We start from the raw sequence: 20,333 nt of genomic DNA, 5'->3' as shown, positions 1-20,333 counted from the left end.
TCTAAGCGGAGAAGAGCCATCGCGCTAATGGAAAAGCGTTACAAAGAACACCTAGAACCAATGATAGGCAGTTTGTTTGTGGTGTCTGCTTCGCTGGCGATTCTACTGGTCAGCAAAGATCCTCATGGCGCCGATTTTATTCAAGGCATTCTAAATGGGCAGCTGTTGTGGTCTACCTGGGCTGATGTATGGCCATTGGCAATAATCACGACCGCTATGTTGGTGTTGATTAGCGTTAAGCCCGAATTTATGCAAGGCAGTGGCTTTTATCTGATATTCGCTATCTTGATGCCGATTACCGTGAAATTAACGGGAATCTATTTGGAGTTTGCTTTGTTGGTTATTCCTGCATTGTGTGCTGCAACATTAAAAGGATTCCGTTTTTTCATCGCGAGTATTGGGATTGGCACGGTCGGTATTTTGTGTGGTCTAGCGGTATCGGCTTATTACGATTTACCGAGTGGTGCAAGTATTGTCATCACGCTGTTTTTAGCGGGGCTAATCTTTAATATTGTGTCCCAGTTGATTAGACGTAAGTGCATGACTAGTTCGACTAAAACTTGCTGTTAGCTGTAGGTTTTACTTGGTAGTGATTGCGAATTTGAACGTGGGCATGGAGTATTTTTTAGAACCGATAGCGCTGGCATATTATATTTAGATTTAGCTATTAAAGGCGGTTTAGGTATAAACTTGCGACATCATAATTCTAAAGGATGGTGCCATGTACCACGGTCATATCTATTTCCCTCTGCGCTTTGCAGAGCAAGCAGAAACACTGCGCCAGAAAATTCTATCAGAGCGTAAAGATGTGTTAGAGACTTTCCCATTAATACAGCGTTTGGTTGGTCCGCATAAGATGCCGATGTTTGAGATTCACTTTGCGAACAAAGAGTCAGGTATTGTTGAGTGGCTTGAACAAGAGCGCGGCGACATGTCGGTGCTGATTCACCCAGTAACAGGCGGTGAAGAAACGCTAGACCACACAGTACGTGCGACTTGGCTTGGTCGTGAGCTCGGTGTGTTTGAAGAGACACTAAGTAGCTAATTTAATTCGCGCCCGACAGTTTGTACCTAATATTTGTACTTAGTAACTTAGTAACTTAGTAACTTAGTAACTTAGTAACTTAGTAACTTTGTAATTTAGGTGCTGTCGGGTGTGTCGGTGCACACCTCGTTTTGCTCATTGTCTTCTTGCCTAAATCCTAGCTTCTCCAGCTATTTCCCAGTAACAGCGATACCGCTACCGACACGCCTAATGCGATTAATATATTAGGTAAGTAAAGACCCCAAATCGCGACACAAACTGCCACGGTTACCACAGCCCATAACAGTGTTTCTAAAATCCAAGTGCCCATAACATTACTCCTAACTAGATTGTGCGACTAGCATAACCAAGCAAGGGTAAACTTTTGGTCACCATCAAATAACCATTTTGGGCAAATCGCTACAGCATGACTTTAACGATGAACTCATTGTTGTTGGTTTCATGAGTAAACTGCCAACCTTGGTTCTGACAAACGCGCTCAATGAGCTCTAGGCCGATACCAAAAGAGGTTTGTTGTTCAGAGTCGTTTGCTAGGTTTTGATCTTCCAAACGGTTGATTACCTCAAATTGATGTTCTGCCAGTGTGATGCTGATATCTCCGCTGCCACCATGTTGGAATGCATTTCGGACCAAGTTGGTGAGCACAACCTCAGTTAATTCGCGGGGCAGGGTATGTTCTTCTTGTTTAACCTTGGTTTGAATATCCACTTCTTTGTTTTTTAAAAGATAACGTTGGCTTTCGATAATGTTATTGAGCAGAGAAGTCAGCTTAATTTGCTCATAGTTGGTTTCCATCTCGTTATTACGACTCATCCACAGCAGAGTCGTAACCAAGGCTTTCATGCTGGTGGCTGAACGTTGGATTCTTGCTACCGCTCGTTGACCACTGTTAGGAATACTTTCAGACAACCGGACTAGCATATCGCCACTGGCTGAAATGGTGGCAATTGGTGTTCTTAGTTCGTGGCTTGCTGCTCTTAAGAAAAAGCTCTCGCGCTCATTGGCCTGTCGTTCGCCTTGAACGCTTTTAACTAGCTGCGATGCTAGTTGGTCGATTTCTTTATACCGAAACTGAGTTAGCCCTTCAGTGTTGTCTACATCCAGAGATTCAGACCATTTTGATAGCGTAATAATCGGTTTGGTGACTCTGTGTATCAAAAGGCGAATGATCAAAAACACTAAGAGTAGAAGGGCGCCGATGGCAATGAAGGCATTGTTAATTTGGTTCACGGAATCGGGTGGGTTCAGCTCGAATAGATTCAAGTAGATGGCTTCATCGTACTCAGAAATGATGTACAAGGCTTCGTCTTTACCGGAAACTTGATGTTTGGCGGCATAGAGGTATTGCCCAGACTCATTGTTAGGTGAAGGCTGGTAATGATCATAAATAGCGTCGTTATCAAACGTATTCCAATCAAAGGCTTGTTGAAACTTAGTGGGCAGTTCCGAATAGCTTAGAAAGGCTTGGAATGTCGGGTTTTGATAGTCAGGTAATTGCCCGGTTTCGATGTAACGTTGCTCTGCGACTTCCAATTCATACAAGAATCCATATTTTGCCGATTCATTAAGGCCAATGTGGTAGCTCTGTGAAACCATCAAACTGTAGATGGCAGTCAGTAGCACGACGATGCCAAACAGATAGAGGTAGATGTCGCGCTTAATACTAACTCGATTCATGTTCACGTGTTTCATGATGGCTCCTCATGCAAGACAACACCAATACCATGAACCGTGTGGATTAGCTTTGAGTCAAAGGGCGCATCAACCACTTGTCGAAGCTTAAACAAATGCGCTTTCATGCTATCCGAACTTGGCATTTCATCTTCCCATGCTTCTTCAAGCTTGGCTTTGCTCACCACGTTAGGGCTGTTTCGCACTAACATCACAAGCATTCGCCAACATACCGGAGAGAGCTTCAATAGCTTGCCGTCTCTAACAGCTTGGTGCTTGTCTAAGTCCAGTTTGAGACCTGCCACAGACAGAGACGTCACCGAACCTTGAGAGCGACGTATCAGCGCCATCAGTCGTACTTTGAGCTCTTCCATCGCAAAAGGCTTCACTAGATAATCATCCGAACCGACCTCGAACCCCGCGATCTTGTCTTCTAACGTGTCTCTTGCTGTCAGAATGAGAATTGGAGTGGTCACGCCTTGCTTCCTAAGAGATTGGCAGACATCAAGCCCATCCATTTTAGGCATGTTGATGTCCGTTAAGATGATGTCATAACGCCCCTCTAACGCAAGATTGAGCCCAGCACTGCCATTGTAAGCAAAATCGAATTCGAAACCGTCGAGCTCCATATAGTCTGCAATGGCTTCTGCCAAGTCGCTGTCGTCTTCAATCAACAGGGCGTTAATACTCATAAGTGTCCTTACTTTGTTTCTCGTTCTCTTTTCCAAGCCCAAATCGGTGGCTGAATAAGAAGCTGTAATCGGTAGTTCCAATTTGGCGCGTGCCATAATTGTTGGCACAGTTTAACGTAGCCGTGGAAATATACCTTAAATGGGTTCACAGAGTTGATTCTCGGGAACACGCCATATCTGACTTCTTCCTCTTCTTTGGCGAAGGTGCCGAACATACGATCCCAAATGATAAAGATCCCAGCGTAGTTCTTATCAAGATATTGTTTGTTGGTCGCGTGATGCACTCTGTGGTGTGAAGGCGTATTAAACACCGCTTCAACAGGGCGGGGCAGGCGCTTAACTGTTTCGGTGTGCAATAGCGTTTGATAAAGCTGCACAAAGGTTTCACACATCAGCACGACAAATGGGTTAAAGCCAAGCAGAATTAACGGCAAGTGAAAGAAGAATGGGAAGAACCAATCTAACGGCCCAAACCTGTAAGCAACTGAGATATTAAAGTAAGGCGAGCTATGGTGAACCGAGTGCGTTCCCCATGCTAAGCCGTTGCTGTGCAAGAATCGGTGTTCCCAGTAATACGCGAGATCGGCCAAGATCAAGCAACCAAGAATTGTCCAACCAGATATTGGCAATTGAGTCAGACTGAAATTCTCGTAAGCGTAAACAAACGCGCCCACATAGGCTAACCCGACAAAGAAAACGGTAACCAACAAGAAGAACAAGGTGACTAAGTTAGTCGCGCTGTCTCCCAACATATTCCAGCTTAGCTTTTTCTTAAAGGCATAGCGGATAAGCTCAAAGATAAACAGAGCCAGAGCAAGCAGTAGAAAGTTGTCATCTACCCAAGTTTCGGTAAGGATGATGCTCGTTTCTGTGAATGTTTGAGAGAGAAAATCCCCAATGCTATTCATAGTGAAATCCATAACTAAATCCTTTACTGGTTGTTCTTATAATAGACATATAACTCACTAGAATCTGGCAACCCATGCTGATTCAGCTGGTGATGCTCTATGACCATATCCACTTCTTTTAAAATCGCGATACCTTCCCAAGCTTGTGCTAGTTCCTGTTCAGTATGTTCGCCTTTACCTAGTAGAAGGGTGCCTTTGGCTTTACTTGGAACTTTAATTAAGGGTTTGTTTTTATTTAATTTTGATTGCTGAGTCGGGAAGCCAATCGTGATTGTGGCTTCGCTGAAATCTAAGCTGATGTCTTGATAGATCACAATGACTTGTTGTTGTGCGCTCTCTTTGTCATTAACTTCGAGGCTCTGATAGAAATCCACCCATAGGTTTGGCACGTCTTCTAAAGAAATCGTCTTACTTAAACCTTGCAGGTAAGTCGTGTTTGCGGTTGCTTGTGGTTTTACCTCTACGGGCTTATTTGTTAGCGACTTACTTATTGATGACTGATTCTTTGAGGACTTGTTCGTTGATAGCTCAGTTATTGGCTGCTCTGTCGATGCATCCGCAATCGCAGGCTGAATATGTAATAGCCCCCAGACAACACCAGTAATACCGACTGTCGTGAGTAGTGAAGCGAATAATTTCATGCTCTTTCCTTGTTGTTCATTTTTCTTATTAAGGACAGTAAAGGAGCTGAGGTAAACAAAAGGTAACCGAGCTAGTGACTAAGCGAGTCTGTCGTCTAATTTGTTAATACAGCAATTTGGGACACTTTTTTCTATGTCGGATTGGTAATACTGGCGCCATATTCATTTATGGGCTCAATAATGCTATTTAAATATCCCATCTCTCTGCTGACGATTATTCGGCTTAATCCATTAAAGGTCGCTGCGACTTGGTTAATGGTATTGGCTGAAAACGTGATGCTTATTCTGCTGCCACTGTTTATTGGTTACGCCATAGACGGAGTGCTAAACCAAAGCTTTCAGCCTTTGATGATGTTGGCACTGATTCTTTTTGTACTGGTGATCATCAGTGTCGTTCGTCGTTTTTACGATACCCGTGTGTATGGTGCTATTCGCGTAAAACTGGCAAACCTTGTTGAGCGTAACTTGCGCGGTTTATCTATTTCGACCAAAGACGCTCGGCTAACCATGTCTCGTGAGCTGGTTGATTTCCTAGAAGATGATTTGCCTACTTTGATGACGGCGATCGTTCAGCTTGTCGCGACGGTCGTTATCCTCTCAACGTTTCACTTCTCATTGGCACTTTGCATGTTGTTTGCAGGGTTGTCGATGCTGGTTATCTACGGCGTATTCCACCGAACATTTACACGACTCAATGGCCAGTTTAACGATCAAGTTGAACAGCAAGTGAAACTATTGAGTGGTGTTCGTTTATCTGCACTTCGTTGGCACTTTGAGCGCCTAAAACAGTGTGAAATCAAGTTGTCTGATACCGAAGCTGTTGTCTATGGGCTGATTTTTATCGTGTTGTTTGGCGCGGTCATCGGCAATTTATGGATGGTGAGTCAGCTTATCGAGCCGACCGCTGGTCAAGTGTTCTCCATCGTCACTTATTCACTGGAGTTTGTTGAAACCGCAGTGATGTTACCAATCACGCTACAAACCCTTTCTCGTCTCACTGAAATCAGTCAGCGCCTTAATCACACCTCCACTCAACAGGTTACCAAGGAGATACCTCATGAAATTTAAAAAGCCACTTTCTGTATTAGTCGGTTGCGCAGCCATCTTTATCGCGTTGGTTGTCGTTGATGAATTGGAACCTGAAGCTACCCAGCCAGTGAAGAAAGAAGCCGTCCTTGCCCCAGTTTCAGTGTTAGAGGTGACACCATCACAGCATCAATCGACGCTAACGGTATTAGGTGTAACTGCTGCTCGTTGGCCTGTGCAGTTGAAAACGTCCAGTAGCGCACAGTTGAAATGGCTAGATGAAAGCGTTGAGCCGGGGAATTTGGTTAACAAAGGCGATGTGTTAGCAAGGTTAGATACTAGTGCGGTTGATGCGAACTTGGCTCAGGCATTGAGTTCATTGAAACAAGCAGAATTGGAATTGAAGCAAGCTAAGCATGAGCAAACGGTCGCGTTAAAAATGCTGAATCCGAAAACGAGTTCGTCTTTTGCGCGCAGAGAGCCTCAATTACTTGCTGCGAAAGCCAACTTGAAACAAGCAAAACAGGCTTACCTGAGCGCACAGAAATTGTTGGAGGAATCAGAGATTACCGCGCCTTTTGATGCGGTGATCATGAAACGCCATATTAGCCCGAGAGAGTGGATAGAGGCAGGGCAAGTGACCTTTGAATTGGCTGCCAGTGATTCGATTGATATTGAGTTGCCGATTTCTGAAATGCATTGGCAACAAGTTCAAGCCGCTCTGAGTGAGCCAAGTATCACTGTGGTGAACCGCTCTGGGGAGCAGTGGCCTGCCAAGGTGCGCTATGTGTCTCCGCAAGTTGACTCGGTCACTCGCCAAAGACAAGTCGTGCTTTCGGTTGCGGCGCCTTATCAAAGCAAACCAAGATTGTTTCCAAATCAACAGGTTCAGGCTGTGGTTAATCTGGGGCTGAAGAATAACGTAGTCAGCGTGCCTTTAAGTGCGATGACACGAGATGGGTATGTGTGGACGTTAGACAGCAATGATCGTCTACGTAAAGAGTCGGTATCCTTGATTGGACAAGGTAATCGGGTGCTCGATATTCGGTTTAATCAGCAAAGTGAACAGGTTCGCAGAGTGGTGCAATATCCGCTTTCTTCAATGTTAATTGGTAAGCAAGTCGAGCCTAACTTCTACCAAGACGATAGTTCAGAATCCATGATCGCGAGCCAATCTGATGATGAACAGATTGAGGAGGTAAACCAATGAGTTGGATGACCAAATGGTTTATCAATAACCCTGTTGCTGCCAATTTATTGATGATGGCGATTGTTATCAGTGGTGTGCTTGCGTTCGGACAATTACGTGTCGAGTCGTTCCCACAAATCGCACCGTCTTCCATCAGTATCAGCGTTACTTACCCAGGTGGTACGGCGCAACAGATCGATGAGAGTGTTACGCAGCGAATCGAAGAGTCAATCAGCGGTATTGCAGGCATCAAACAGATCACCAGTCAGTCGAGTGCTGGGATTTCTCAGGTCATGGTCCGCAAAACCAGCAGCACAGATTTAGACAAGCTTCTGGACGACATTCGTAATCAAGTCAACGCGATTAATGGTTTTCCCGTACAAGCGGACAGGCCACAAGTTGTGCGAAACGAATTTACCAATTTAGCGGCGTTTGTGGTGGTGTCTGGGCCAAGAACCGATGACGAACTGCAACCCATCGCCAAGCAGCTTGAACAAGCACTGAAGAAGAATCCGCGTATCTCGAAGGTATCAAATTGGGGAACTCGCATATCTCAACTGGTTATCGAACCCGATCCTGACCAACTGAAAGCGTTAGGGTTGAGCTTAGAAGAGCTAGCAGAGCTTGTTGAGCAGCGTTCGCTTGAGACTCGCAGCGGTGAACTGATCAGTGACAAAGGTCGAATGGTGATTCGTGGTGACGGATACGCCGATGATTTACAGAAGTTGAATCAGCTTGTTGTGATTTCAGGAAGCAACGGAAAAATACTGCTAGGTGATATCGCCAAGTTAAGTCGTGGTTACCAATACAGTGGTTCTATCGTGCGTAACAACGGCTCTAACGCCATTGCATTATTGGTCAGTACGAGCCAAACCGACAACCTGCTCAAAGTCAGCGAAGCGATCAGTGAAACGCTCGATGCCCAACGCGCGATTTTGCCGTCGGATATTGAGTTGAATACCATGGCTGACATGGCGCCTTACATTGAAGAGCAGCTATTTCGTTTGAGTGATAATGCATGGCAAGGCTTATTGATCGTCGTAGTTCTACTTGGGATCTTTCTTGAAATTAGGCTCGCCTTTTGGGTCGCGATGGGCATCCCAATTGCGCTTACTGGAACGTTGGCAGCAATGCAGTTGTTCAACTACAGCATCAACGACATCACTCTGTTTGGCTTTATCTTGGTTCTCGGTGTGCTGGTGGACGATGCGGTTGTGGTAGGTGAAGCGATACATGAAAAACGAACGGGGAACGTCGGCTATTCTTCTAACATCAATGGTTTCTCAAGTATAAACGGCTCCTCAAATCTAAACGGGAAGACAGCTGCTTGGCAGGGCGTTAACTCTGTATCAGTGGCTACCGTGTTTGGTGTGCTCACGACTATCGCTGCGTTTTCTCCAATGTTATGGATCAATAACGAGCTAGCCAAAGTGCTTGCAGGGTTTTCAGCAGTGGTGATCTTTGCGCTGATATTCTCGCTTATCGAAAGCAAGTTTATTTTGCCGTCACACTTGGCTCAGCTTTCTGTGAAAAAGCCATCGACGGGTATCTTCGCCAAGGTTCAGAAAGCCGCTCAAGGTGGGTTGCAATGGTTTAATCTCAACATCTACAAGCCAGTATTGGAGTTTGCACTTGGCTACAAAGTCGCGTCCCTGCTTGGGTTTGTGGCGGTTATCTCACTGGCTTATGGCATGTGGTCTAACGGTGCGATTCGAAGTGCGCTTTTTCCTGAAATTCCGGGACGTTACATCACCGCGGTTATTGAACTGGAAGATGGCGCGCCGTTGCCTTTGCAGCGCCAAGCCTTGTTGCAAGTTGAGCAAGCAATGACACAAGTAGAAAAAGGCTTGATGGACGATTACCCATTACAAGAAAAGCCTGTTGTGAACCTGCTTGCTTGGTCTGATGGCTATGGCGAGATTGAAGTCACAGCTGAGCTCACCAACGAATCTTTAAGCTCACTGCCGGGTAATTTATTGTTGAAGCGATGGAGAGAAAACACAGGGCAAATCGAAGGCGCTTATTCGGTTAAGTTCAGCGCGGCAGAGGAGCCTGCTGGTGGAACATTCTTAACGATCTCTTCTAATGATCGCGAGCTTGCTTCCCTAGTTAGCGAGGAGCTAGCTGATACCTTGGCTTCGTTGAAAGGCGTATCGGATGTCTACGACGATGGTCAGGACGGTTTACCGCAAGTTCGCTTGGTATTGAATCAATATGGTCAGCAGCTAGGGTTAACGCAAGCTAAACTGGCTCAGCTAGCAGGTGAAGCGTTTGGCGAAAGAGAAGTTCATCGCCTGTTAGAGAATGGGCAAGAGACCAAGGTGCTTCTGCAATACCCGAGAGAGGAACGCAGAACCTTAGTTCAGCTACAACAGGCAATTATCATGTTACCTAATGGCGGAAGCGTGATGATGGGTGATATTGCCGAGTTTCGTCATGAGCAAGAACCGCAAGTGGTTTACCGCCGCGACCGAGAGCAAGTGATTAACTTATATTGGAAGCAGAACCGCGACCTGCAATCACCAGAGAAAACACGTGAGCAACTCGAAGATACGATTGAGTCTCTGCACTTACAGTTTCCAAGCGTGACGATAAAAGCGGGCGGCGAATTTGAAGAGATAGGTGAGGTGTCGAACGGCTTCAAATCAGCGATGATACTAACGCTCATCATGATCTACATTTTGTTGGCGGTGCCTTTGAAGTCCTATTGGCAACCGCTGATCATCATGGCCGTGATACCGTTTGGTTTTGCAGGTGCGATTTTTGGTCACTACTTGATGGACTTACCCATCAGCATTCTTTCGATGTTCGGCATGATGGCCATGACAGGTATCGTGATTAACGACTCGCTAGTGTTGATCACGCGCTTTAATAGTGAATATCGCCAAGGTGTACCGTTACAGCAAGCCTTAGTCATTGCGGGTACTAGCCGCTTGAGAGCGATTTTCTTGACCACCATTACAACGGTGTGTGGATTGTTACCATTGTTGAGCGAAACTGCAGAACAGGCGCAATACTTGAAACCAGCGGCAGTATCTTTGGTGTTTGGTGAATTGTTTGCCACTGCGGTGACTCTGATTTTGATTCCCGTGCTGCTTGGTCTGTTTTGCCGCAAGCCTCCGTTGGTTGAAAATCTAATCGAACAAGAACCACATGAACAAGATTCATTAGAAGAACTCAGTTTAGAGCGCTCGTGATTGATTTTATAAAGGACAAAGACGATAGTGAAGCCAAGCTATCCAGCTCAATAAAACTGTCCAGTTCGGCGAAGCTGGCCGACAGTATGACTAAAGCCAATGTACCCGAGACCAAAGAGTGTATGACGAAAGAGAACAAACCTGCTTTGCATTTGGAGCCAGCTTTTAAACTGGTGCCTGAGATTGCATTGATCGAATCTTTGCCAGAGCATCTTCAAAAACGCTTTACGCATGCATTGACCTTGATGCATGAAGAGTGGGGTGAGCGTCGCACGTGGGAAGATATAGCAACCGAGAGTGCGATTTCGCCATACCATTTTCATCGTCAGTTTACCGAGCTCTTTAATGAAACTCCGGGTCAGTATCTGAGTCGTGTTCGATTACAAATTGCGGTCGGTTTGTTGATCAATGATGAGCCGTGGAGTGTGATTGAAATAGCTCAGTATTGCGGCTTTTCATCGTCGCAGTCATTAGGTAAGGCGCTCAAGCGTGAACTCGGTGTCACGGCAAAACATATTCGAGAAATGGGTTACAACGCGACTCCCAGAGAGACTGCTGACTTTATCCAGAAATTGGCACACCCAGGTGTGCAGTCTTCGATGGAGAAAGAACTGGTTAAGTCTATGCCGATCGAGCTGGTTTGGTATCCAGAGCGCGGTATGCAAAAGCTTAAGTTGGAAGATCCTGATTGGGACACCGTATTTGAAATCTATGGTCAAAAGTCGACGCATTTGATGGGCACTACGCCGATCAAACAAATGAATAATAAGTGGGACGACATCGACGCTGAAATCGGGAATTGGCAAGTCGCGAAAGATCGTTACGATATGACCATTCCTGAAGGCTACTACTTATGCAGCGACGTTTATCTGGTTTCGGATGTGGCGTACAGCACAGCATTAGAAGCTCTGTTTAAGGCGGTTGAGCAACAAGGTTTGAAGTTAGATGTGCAAGGTTATTTGGTAGAGATGATTCGTCAGATCGACACGGATGATGTCGAAGGTGTGACGTTTTCATTCCAGTTGCCCGTTTTAGCGACATTAGAAAAGTAACACCAAACCGAGCGTTTCAGTTTGCTAGATAATTCCAATAAAAAGGCTCCTCAATTGAGGAGCCTTTGTTTTATCAAGAGCCTCTGTTCGTCAGCTTTAACCGCTAAACAGAGTAGGGGGATTAAGCCTCTGCTGTCACTTTATCGCTGCTCATCTTTTTAAGAGCTGCGTAACCAAAGCCTGTTACTGCCGTACCTGCTGCAATCGCCACTAGGTACATAAGCACTGGAGAGATAGCACCAGGAATCAGTAGTACGAACAAGCCGCCGTGTGGAGCCATTAGCTGAGCACCAAACATCATTGATAGAGCGCCAGTTAGTGCACCACCCGCCATACAAGCTGGGATAACACGCATTGGATCTTTCGCTGCGAATGGGATTGCACCTTCAGAGATGAAACATAGGCCAAGAACGAATGATGCTTTACCTGCTTCACGCTCGCCTGCTTCAAACTTGTCTTTCACTAGGAAAGTCGCAAGGCCCATACCTAGAGCTGGAACCATACCTGCTGCCATGATTGCTGCCATTGGTGCGTAAGTTTGCGAAGCCAGTAGACCAACACCGAATGTGTAAGCCGCTTTGTTTACCGGGCCACCAAGGTCGAAACACATCATTGCGCCTAGAATCACACCCAGAAGAATCGCGTTAGACGTTCCCATGTTGTTTAGGAAAGTTGTCATTGCGCTCATCACGCCAGAAACAGGGCCACCCACGATGTAAACCATCACCAAACCAGTGAACAAGCTCGCGATAAACGGAATGATCAGGATTGGCTTGAGGGCTTCCATGGATTGTGGAAGTTGAACCTTGTCGGCAATGAATTTCGCTGCGTAACCGGCAATGAAACCCGCTGCGATACCACCTAGGAAACCTGCGCCCGTTGAGCTAGCCAACATACCGCCGATTAGACCTGGAGCCAGACCCGGACGGTCAGCAATTGAGAATGCAATGAAACCAGCAAGAACAGGGATCATTAGAGCGAATGCAGAACCACCACCGATAGTCATCAGTGCTGCTGCTAGTGTGCCTTCTTCTTTAAACGCTTCGATACCGAACACGAAAGAGAGTGCGATGATCAAACCACCTGCAACAACCACTGGAAGCATGTGCGATACACCTGTCATTAGGTGCTTGTACACGCCTTTCTTCTCGTCAGCAGGCGCTGAATTAGAAGATGCTGTGTGTTGGTATGGTTTAGCTTCTGCGAACGCCTTTTCCATCTCTTGCTTTGTTTTCTTCAAAGCAGGACTTGTCGTTGTCTTGTATAGCGCTTTGCCGTTAAAACGATCCAGTGGAACGTCGATGTCTGCTGCGATGATAACAAGATCAGCGTCTGCGATTTCTTGGTCTGTCAGTTGGTTTTTCGCACCTACAGAGCCACGAGTTTCCACTTTAATTTGGTGACCTAGGCGTTTGCCTTCTGCTTCAAGCGCTTCAGCTGCCATAAAGGTATGTGCTACACCAGTCGGGCAAGCGGTAATCGCTACGATCTTTTTGCTGCCTGTCGCTGGAGAAGTACCAGTAACTTCAACTGTAGTCTCAACTTGAGAAGCGTCTAATACTGTTGCTTCTGCTACCGCTTTCTCTAGAAATGCTTTGGCATCTGCAGTGCATTCAGAGATAGCCGCTTGGTACACTTTCTTACCGACAAAGCGCGCTTTATCAACGTTGGTGTTGGCTGCGATAACCACAACGTCGCTGCTGTCGATAGTGTCTTGCGATACGGTTGAGTCAGGTAGCACGCTTGATTGACATTCAATAGCGGCGTTCCAACCCAGTGCTTTTGTCGCTTGCTCTAACAAGCCTGCGGCGATGATGCTGTTTGCTACGCCACTAGGGCAAGCTGTGATAATGGTAATATTCATAATAAACCTTTTGTCCTATTTGCTTGTGTCTAACTGGCTAGTTGGAGCACTAAGCGACTGTAATTGGATATTTTGTAGTACTGAATCCAGCTCTTGTTGGCTGGTGATGCCCACGCCTACCTGTGAAACTGCTAGAGCAGATAGGGCGGTTGCGAATTTAATAAGTTCTGGTTTTGGCATCTGTTGCATGTGACCCCAACATAGGCCAGCAACTAATGTGTCACCTGCGCCTACCGTGCTTACCACTTGCATACGCGGCGGTTGAGCATGTAACCATTCACCTTGGTTTAGCCACATCACGCCTTCTGCGCCAAGTGATACCACGATGTTATCGATGCCTTTTTCACTTAGGGCTTGGCCTGCGTGTTGGCATTGGTCACGTGTTGTCAGTTCTGCGTTGAACAGCTGAGAAAGCTCTTCGTCGTTTGGCTTAATTAACCAAGGTTGTGCATTGATACCGGCTTTAAGTGCGTCACGGCTACTGTCGAACAACACCTTTTTACCTAGGTCACGCAAGCGTTGTACCCAAGAAGCACAAAGCTCTGGTGATACGCCTTGTGGCAAGCTGCCTGCAATCACGAAGTATTCGTGGTCTTCAGCCAGATCTAGCAAGGTTTTTTCAAACGCTTTAACAGCGTCAGCATCAACAGGAACGCCTGGGAAGTTGATGTCGCTTACTTGGCCTGAGTTCTCAACCAGTTTCACGTTGATGCGAGTTGCGCCATCAACACGGATAAAGCGATCAGTTGCGCCCATCTGTTCGAACAGTTGGCAGAACGCTTCTTCGTTATTGCGACCAAGGAAACCTGTCACGGTCACTTTAGCACCAAGCTCTGAAAGTACTTTTGCTACGTTTACCCCTTTGCCAGCTGCATGAAGTGAACCTTTGTTCACTAGGCTCACTGAACCCACGTTAAGTGCGTCGATAGCGCCAGTTAGATCTAGAGCAGGGTTTAGCGTAACGGTAACGGCTTTGATTTGTTTATCAGACATATCGATTCCTTAACCTTCGCCAAGGCCAGAAGCGATAGCTTTGCCAATCGATTCAAGTGCTTGTGCAGCATCTTCACCTTCAGCAACAAACTGAAGCTGGTGGCCGTGTTTAACGCCAAGTGCGATTACTTTCATCAAGCTCTTCGCGTTCACTTCTTTTCCGTCGCCATCTAGGTTTGAAACGCGGATTGTTGATTCGAATTTCTTCGCTTCAGCAACTAACATTGCACCCGGGCGAGCGTGTAGGCCGTGTGCGTTTTTGATTTTGAAGACTGCACAGTTATCATCGTCTTGAGACGCTGTAGAAACCGCTTCACCTTTTAGAAGGCCAATCACTTGTGCAATGTCAGCGGTTAACAGTTGTTGCTGTTTACCTTCGAAAACCATCTTGCTTAGGTTTGCCAGAATAGATTGGTGTGCGCTGTTACAAGCGGCGAATGCGACCAATGCTTTCACTGGTGTGCCTTCGTACTCACAATGGTTTGCTGTTGAAACAAACGATACGCCAGTGCGAGTAACGCCTTTATCGCTGCTCAACAACCACAGGCCTTGGCCTAGGTGAGTCGGTGTTTTTGTTACTAGGTCAGCAACGAATGCGTTGTCAGTACAACCTGTGTTTTTCAGTAGGCCGCCCGCAACTGCAGACATTTGAACCATGTCGCTAGCAGGGAACAGTAGTTGAACTAAAGAAGCGTCTAGGTCTGCTTCTAGCTGAACTTCGCCATTAAGTAGGGCGATGATTTCGTCTTCTGATTTCGCTTGCTTTAATTTCTCTTCAACACCGTCTGCCGCTAGCACTTTTGTTAGCTGCTTAAGAATGCCTAAGTGCTCGTCAGATTTCGCAGCAATACCAATTGCTACGTAAACACGGTTGCCGTCTGCCCAATCAATACCTTCAGGGAAGTGGTGAACGGCTACGCCTGTCTCTTTTACTAAGCTACGTGTGTCAGTGGTGCCGTGAGGAATCGCGATGCCGTTACCTAGGAACGTAGAGTTCTGGTTTTCACGGTTCAGCATTCCTTCAACGTAGCCAGAATCCACTAAGCCTTTCGCGGTTAGGTCGCCAGCAATGTTCTGGATAGCTTTGAATTTGTCATCGGCCGTTTGACCAAGAGTGATGTCAGATTTTGATAATTTAAGCATGGTGCCTCTTTAGCGTATCGCTTGAGAATTTGTGTATCGCTACGATTCAGTCTAGAGCAAGATTTATGGAGCTTAACTCTTTGCCTTATGCTTGCTGAATCGGTTCAGCATTCGGTGTAAAAAAATTCAGCAAAGCCGATTTTGGTTTTCAAAATAGTTTTGCTGCGTGTCGTAATTCAGTTTCGTTAACAACGAGAAGTTGAATCACAACAAATGACGCTCAATCCATTCAAAAGGATGATTGAAGTCACTTTTCAGATTTTGCTGAATCCTTTCAGCTTTTATACTGAATCGATTCAGCATATAATTCAACTAATCCGAGGATCAGATCATTGGTTATATGATCCTACGCACAAAATACAGGTCACCCATATGACACTTGATGAAATTGCTAAATTGGCTGGAGTATCGAAAACCACGGCCAGTTATGTCATCAACGGCAAGGCGCAGAAATACAGAATCAGTGAAAAGACTCAGCAGAAAGTCATGGCGGTTGTGGAAGAATATAACTACCGACCAGACCATGCTGCTTCGTCGCTGCGCGCTGGTAATAGCCGTTCATTTGGTTTGATTATTCCTGATCTGGAAAACAGCAGTTACGCGCGTTTAGCAAAATTGATAGAGCAGAACTCACGTAAAGTGGGTTATCAAATACTGATTGGTTGTTCAGATGATGATGCTGAAACCGAACGTAAAGTCGCTGAAGCTTTGGTGAGCCGTCGTATCGATGCCTTGCTGGTGGCGAGCTCAATGCCAGACGCTAATGAGTTCTACTTGAAGCTGCAAAATTCAGGCACACCTGTCATTGCGATTGACCGTCCGTTGGATGACGAGCATTTTGCTTGCGTGATCAGTGAAGATTTCGAAGCCGCGTTTGAACTGACTCATTCGATTCTTGATGACAGCATTCATAGTGTTGGTCTTATTGGTGCACTGCCAGATCTGAACATTTCACGTGAACGTCAGTTAGGTTTTGAAGCAGCGAATAAAGCACATACTCAACAAACAGGACTGACAGAAAATAAGCCGATGGTTGTGGGTTATGGCGAGCACTTTGATAGAGAATCTGGACGCGAGGTTTTTGAAGAGTGGATTGCAAAGGGCACGGTTCCAGATGCGATCGTGACTATGTCTTACACCTTATTAGAGGGTGTGCTTGATGTAATGGTCGAAAAACCAGAGCTGATCAATCAAGTAAAACTGGCAACCTTTGGTGATAACCGACTGCTCGACTTCTTGCCTTTCAAAGTCCATTCACTGCCTCAGCAGTTTGAAGTGATTGCCGATAGTGCTTTTGCCTTGGCGTTAAATGCATCGGCTAAGCGTTACCAAGCCGGTATTGAGCTAGTGCCAAGAAGCTTAGTAAAACGAGGTTAATTCCAGTTAGTTTGCACAAGCTAGGTTAGACTTGGACACTTAGCTTGAGCTTGGAATTAGAATTAGCTCGAACTTGGAATTAACTCGAACTCAGCAATAAGCCCAACTCTACGACTGCAACAAGACCGAGCAACAAGGCCAGCACTTTCCAAAACTGGATTGGGTGGCGGTTTATCAAAGGTTGCTTGGCTTTGCTTTTCACCAAGCTTTGGTTGGGTGTGTAAAGGTCAGCGACAAAATCCCCTAACACTTGATGGCGTTCGCTTGGCGATTCGGCGCAGGCTTTCTGTAAAACCAAATCAACCCAAGCCGGTATATCAGCACGCTTTTGTGTGAGCGGTTGGTATTCCCACTGATGATGACGAGATTGCTTGAGCGATTGTGCCGTCATTTCAGAGTAGGGTAGTTCACCTGTCAGCATCTCATACCCGATCACTGCAATAGAGAACAGATCCGAGCTTGTGGTGGCCGTGTTGTGCTTAATGGTTTCCGGTGCGATGTAATTCACCGCGCCCAGTGGTGTCGAGTCTTGTTCTGCTTGTTCTCCCTCTTCTATACCTCTTACTAGCACGGCACCAAGGTCGATGATTTTAATCTCACCATCACGTTGAAGCATGATGTTTTCAGGCTTCAAGTCTCGGTGCACCATGTCTGCACGTTGTAATACGCGAATGCCCTGTGTGATCTTTTCTAATATTTCGCGAACTTGCTTGAGTGACGGTTTTGGATTGTCGTACATCCATTGTCTCAGGGTGATGCCTTCTACCCACTCACAGATTTGATATAAGAATTGCGAATGCTCTGGTGTCGGGTAAACCTTCATGACGCGTTTATTGTTGAGCAAGATGCCAGCCCATTGTTCGTTGAAGAAAGTTCTGAGTTGGGCAGGACTATCGTGGTATTGAACCGAAGGCACTTTGAGCACGAACTCGGTTTGTGTCTCTTTCTGCATCACGCGGTACACATGGCTTCTTGAGCCTGCATACAACACCTCAAGTACCATAAAGTTATCGATACTCTGACCAAGTTTTAGTGCGGGTGGAATAGCGCGCTTGGCGAGCTTTTCATGAAACTCAATTAAAGATGGTTTGGGTAGGTGACTGACTTGGACTATCAAGCAACTTACGTTGTCTGAGCTATTGTGGCTTAAGGCGGTATTGCAGATGCTTTGCGCAGCGTATTCGAAATCCGCTCCAGGCTTATCGATGTGTTCATTGAATGTGTTGGGCGAGACAAACTCATGCACACCATCCGATGTGAGGATGAAGCAATCATTCTTCTTGATAGGCAGGGTTTGATAGTCAACGTTGAGCTGATTATCCATACCTAAGGCGCGCGTTAGGTAATGCTTCTGCCCCATGGTTTTACGAGTATGGTCGCGAGTAAGTTGGCGCAGTTCACCATCTCTTAATAGGTAAATTCGACTGTCGCCTACATGGAATATATGTGCAGTGTTGGATTTCAATATCACGCTGCTAAAGGTGGAAACGAGCGCATTATGGTTAACTTGTTGTGCGGGATGAATATTAGAGACAGACGTGTTGAAGAGCCAAGAGTTGAGTGAAGTTAAGACTTTTTGCGCTGAACGTTGAATGCTCCAACTTTGTGGTGTGGCGTAATAGTCATCAATAAACTGCATCACGCTGGTGTGGCTGGCTTTTTGGCCGTGCTCACTGCAACTTGCACCGTCTGCAATGCAAGCAACACTGCCTTTTAGCTCTTGCTCCGCACGAGTCTTAGGGTGTTTTACAATGATGGCGTCTTGGTTTTCATCACGGACGCCTTTATTCGAATAACCACCAAACTTAAGCGTAAGCCGGTTGTTGGATTCAGGCGTGATGACTTGCCCTTGGCTGAATGAAATCGTCATAACTGGTCTGCTTCTTACTGTCTTCTTCTTAACTGGCCGTTTTCTCATCTGCTTGAGAGCACATCTGAGAAAGAACAAAAGCTCTAGTGAACGTAGAGCCTCTGAACGAAGCACCAAAGCGGTGATACCAACCTTGGTGCTTCTCCCGATTCAATGAGTGGTTAGCTCGATACGTTAATCAAGGTCACGCTACCATCGTCATTCACTTCAGCAATTTGGCCGCTAGGCTCTTCCATGAACATCAGAGTAACGAAGCCAAGTACCGCTGTTCCTGCAATCACTAAGAAGAAGGTTTGGTAGCTTACGAATGAAAGCACAGTTAGGTAAACCACCGCACCCACGTTACCGTAAGCACCCGTCATACCAGCAATTTGACCTGTCATACGGCGTTTAATCAGGGGTACTGTTGCAAACACCGCACCTTCACCTGCTTGCACGAAGAAAGAACATGCCATCGCAGCCACAACCGCTAGCCATACTGGCCATGTGCTGTCGACTTGACCCATTGCAAAGTAACCCACAGCAAGACCAATCGTAAGAATAAGCAGTGTTGGTTTACGACCAAATTTGTCTGAAATCCAACCGCCACCCGGGCGAGACATTAGGTTCATAAAGGCATAAGCCGATGCAACCATACCCGCAAGCACTGGCGTTAGTTCAAAGGTTTCAGAGAAGAACAGTGGCAGCATAGAAACAACAGCCAGTTCAGAACCAAATGTCGCGAAATACAACACGTTCAACACAGCAACTTGCTTGAATTTATATCTGTGAATTTCTGGTACTTCTTCTTTGAATACGTTCTTATTTACCTTCCAAACTTGCGACACTTCGTACACGTAAAGTGCGGCTAAACCTGCGTACACTGAAGACACCGCCATGTCAGACAACATGTTGATGTTGCTCGGTGATAGCTTCCATGTCAGTAGCGCTAGAGCGGCATACATCGGGATCTTCATAATGAGTAGGAAGAAAAAGTCACCCTTTGATGTCACTTCCATTGCCGTTACTTGGGCTGGCTTGAAGTAAGTCGAACCTTTTGGTGTATCCGATACATTTTTGTAGAAGATAAACGAGAACGCTAAGCTCATAAGGCCAGTAATACCGACCGCATAACGCCAACCATCTTCGCCACCAAATGCTAAAGCGAGAGTTGGAAGTGTAAATGCCGCCGCTGCTGAACCGAAGTTACCCCAGCCGCCGTAAATACCTTCAGCTGTACCCAGTTCGTTGTGTGGGAACCACTCAGACACAAGACGAATACCAACAACGAAGCCTGCACCGATGAAGCCTAATAGGAAACGAGCAATCGCCGCTTGAATGAAAGAGTCTGCCATAGCAAACATAAAACAAGGGATTGAACAGACCGCGAGTAGCGAAGAGTAGACTAACCTAGGGCCATATCTGTCGGTTAACATACCAATGGCGACACGCGCCGGAATGGTTAATGCAACGTTGAGAATAAGGAGTGTTTTGATCTCTTCAGTAGAAAGACCAAGCGAGGTTTTTACCATTTGCAGTAGCGGGGCAAAGTTGAACCACACTACAAAGGTGATAAAAAAGGCCATCCAACTTAGGTGTAAGGTTTTCATCTTACCCGTAAATGAAAGCAGCGAAAATTTTGTGTTATCCATGGTTTAAATCCTTTAAATCTGGAAAATTACCCGG

17 protein-coding genes are annotated in these 20,333 nt (G+C 46.1%); 7 read left to right on the top strand and 10 right to left on the bottom strand.

The features are described 5' to 3' along the window. Together BCT49_RS15105 and BCT49_RS15100 are read left to right on the top strand one after the other, a co-directional pair. The coding region (locus BCT49_RS15105; protein WP_102436295.1) for a metal ABC transporter permease at window positions 1-570 on the top strand (570 nt) is incomplete at its 5' end. 151 nt (window positions 571-721) lie between these two features. Continuing rightward, complete coding sequence (locus BCT49_RS15100) at window positions 722-1,045, top strand: DOPA 4,5-dioxygenase family protein (protein ID WP_017085490.1); 324 nt, start codon at window positions 722-724, stop codon at window positions 1,043-1,045. A gap of 157 nt (window positions 1,046-1,202) precedes the next feature. Here BCT49_RS15100 and BCT49_RS25910 read toward each other — a convergent pair whose 3' ends face one another. The 5 genes from BCT49_RS25910 to BCT49_RS15080 form a co-directional block, all read right to left on the bottom strand. Next, the gene (locus BCT49_RS25910) at window positions 1,203-1,355 is read right to left on the bottom strand and encodes a hypothetical protein (protein ID WP_009844874.1); all 153 of its coding nucleotides are present in this window, start codon (window positions 1,353-1,355) and stop codon (window positions 1,203-1,205) included. A gap of 89 nt (window positions 1,356-1,444) precedes the next feature. Next, window positions 1,445-2,737, bottom strand: a complete 1,293-nt coding sequence (locus BCT49_RS15095; protein ID WP_102436293.1) for a sensor histidine kinase — start codon at window positions 2,735-2,737, stop codon at window positions 1,445-1,447. After that, complete coding sequence (locus BCT49_RS15090) at window positions 2,734-3,408, bottom strand: response regulator transcription factor (RefSeq protein WP_102436291.1); 675 nt, start codon at window positions 3,406-3,408, stop codon at window positions 2,734-2,736. Before BCT49_RS15090 ends, BCT49_RS15095 begins: the two co-directional genes overlap by 4 nt. 8 nt (window positions 3,409-3,416) lie before the next feature. Further along, window positions 3,417-4,328, bottom strand: a complete 912-nt coding sequence (locus tag BCT49_RS15085) for a sterol desaturase family protein (protein ID WP_102436289.1) — start codon at window positions 4,326-4,328, stop codon at window positions 3,417-3,419. 11 nt (window positions 4,329-4,339) lie between these two features. After that, a complete protein-coding gene (locus tag BCT49_RS15080; protein ID WP_102436287.1) occupies window positions 4,340-4,957 on the bottom strand; it encodes a hypothetical protein in 618 nt (205 codons plus the stop codon). 180 nt (window positions 4,958-5,137) lie between these two features. Between BCT49_RS15080 and BCT49_RS15075 the strand changes: the two genes are divergently transcribed. From BCT49_RS15075 to BCT49_RS15060, 4 genes are read left to right on the top strand one after another with little or no spacing between them, the layout of a single operon-like run. Beyond that, window positions 5,138-6,025 (top strand): ABC transporter six-transmembrane domain-containing protein, encoded by an 888-nt coding sequence (locus BCT49_RS15075; RefSeq protein ID WP_099166608.1) that lies wholly within the window; start codon window positions 5,138-5,140, stop codon window positions 6,023-6,025. After that, window positions 6,015-7,193: an efflux RND transporter periplasmic adaptor subunit gene (locus BCT49_RS15070; RefSeq protein ID WP_102436285.1), complete on the top strand. Its 1,179-nt coding sequence runs from the start codon at window positions 6,015-6,017 to the stop codon at window positions 7,191-7,193. The genes BCT49_RS15075 and BCT49_RS15070 overlap by 11 nt, the downstream gene beginning before the upstream one ends. Continuing rightward, complete coding sequence (locus BCT49_RS15065; RefSeq protein WP_102436283.1) at window positions 7,190-10,369, top strand: efflux RND transporter permease subunit; 3,180 nt, start codon at window positions 7,190-7,192, stop codon at window positions 10,367-10,369. The genes BCT49_RS15070 and BCT49_RS15065 overlap by 4 nt, the downstream gene beginning before the upstream one ends. Continuing rightward, complete coding sequence (locus tag BCT49_RS15060) at window positions 10,366-11,421, top strand: helix-turn-helix transcriptional regulator (RefSeq protein WP_102436281.1); 1,056 nt, start codon at window positions 10,366-10,368, stop codon at window positions 11,419-11,421. Before BCT49_RS15065 ends, BCT49_RS15060 begins: the two co-directional genes overlap by 4 nt. Window positions 11,422-11,542: 121 nt before the next feature. On the opposite strand, the gene fruA is transcribed toward BCT49_RS15060, so the two are convergent. The 3 genes from fruA to fruB are packed head-to-tail and all read right to left on the bottom strand — an operon-like array spanning window position 11,543 to window position 15,421. Further along, a complete protein-coding gene (gene fruA, locus BCT49_RS15055) occupies window positions 11,543-13,285 on the bottom strand; it encodes a PTS fructose transporter subunit IIBC (protein ID WP_102436279.1) in 1,743 nt (580 codons plus the stop codon). A gap of 15 nt (window positions 13,286-13,300) precedes the next feature. Beyond that, complete coding sequence (gene pfkB, locus BCT49_RS15050; protein ID WP_102436277.1) at window positions 13,301-14,278, bottom strand: 1-phosphofructokinase; 978 nt, start codon at window positions 14,276-14,278, stop codon at window positions 13,301-13,303. A gap of 9 nt (window positions 14,279-14,287) precedes the next feature. Further along, window positions 14,288-15,421: a fused PTS fructose transporter subunit IIA/HPr protein gene (fruB, locus tag BCT49_RS15045; RefSeq protein WP_102436275.1), complete on the bottom strand. Its 1,134-nt coding sequence runs from the start codon at window positions 15,419-15,421 to the stop codon at window positions 14,288-14,290. Window positions 15,422-15,793: 372 nt separating this feature from the next. Here fruB and cra point away from each other — a divergent pair, with 372 nt between their 5' ends. Then, entirely contained in the window at window positions 15,794-16,798 is a 1,005-nt protein-coding gene (gene cra, locus BCT49_RS15040; protein ID WP_076668000.1) for a catabolite repressor/activator, read from the top strand. A 79-nt stretch (window positions 16,799-16,877) separates the two neighbouring features. Here the strand turns inward: cra and BCT49_RS15035 are convergent, their stop codons facing one another. Both BCT49_RS15035 and BCT49_RS15030 read right to left on the bottom strand, forming a co-directional pair. Further along, window positions 16,878-18,668 carry a bifunctional protein-serine/threonine kinase/phosphatase gene (locus tag BCT49_RS15035; protein ID WP_102436273.1) on the bottom strand — a complete coding sequence of 597 codons (1,791 nt, stop codon included), beginning with the start codon at window positions 18,666-18,668 and terminating at the stop codon, window positions 16,878-16,880. Window positions 18,669-18,829: 161 nt separating this feature from the next. Continuing rightward, window positions 18,830-20,299 carry a NarK family nitrate/nitrite MFS transporter gene (locus BCT49_RS15030; RefSeq protein WP_102436271.1) on the bottom strand — a complete coding sequence of 490 codons (1,470 nt, stop codon included), beginning with the start codon at window positions 20,297-20,299 and terminating at the stop codon, window positions 18,830-18,832. Window positions 20,300-20,333: the final 34 nt, after the last annotated feature.

The sequence above is a fragment of the Vibrio lentus genome (assembly GCF_002875945.1).
Taxonomy (GTDB): Bacteria; Pseudomonadota; Gammaproteobacteria; order Enterobacterales; family Vibrionaceae; genus Vibrio; species Vibrio apostichopi.
This window is presented reverse-complemented; position numbering and strand designations above follow the sequence as displayed.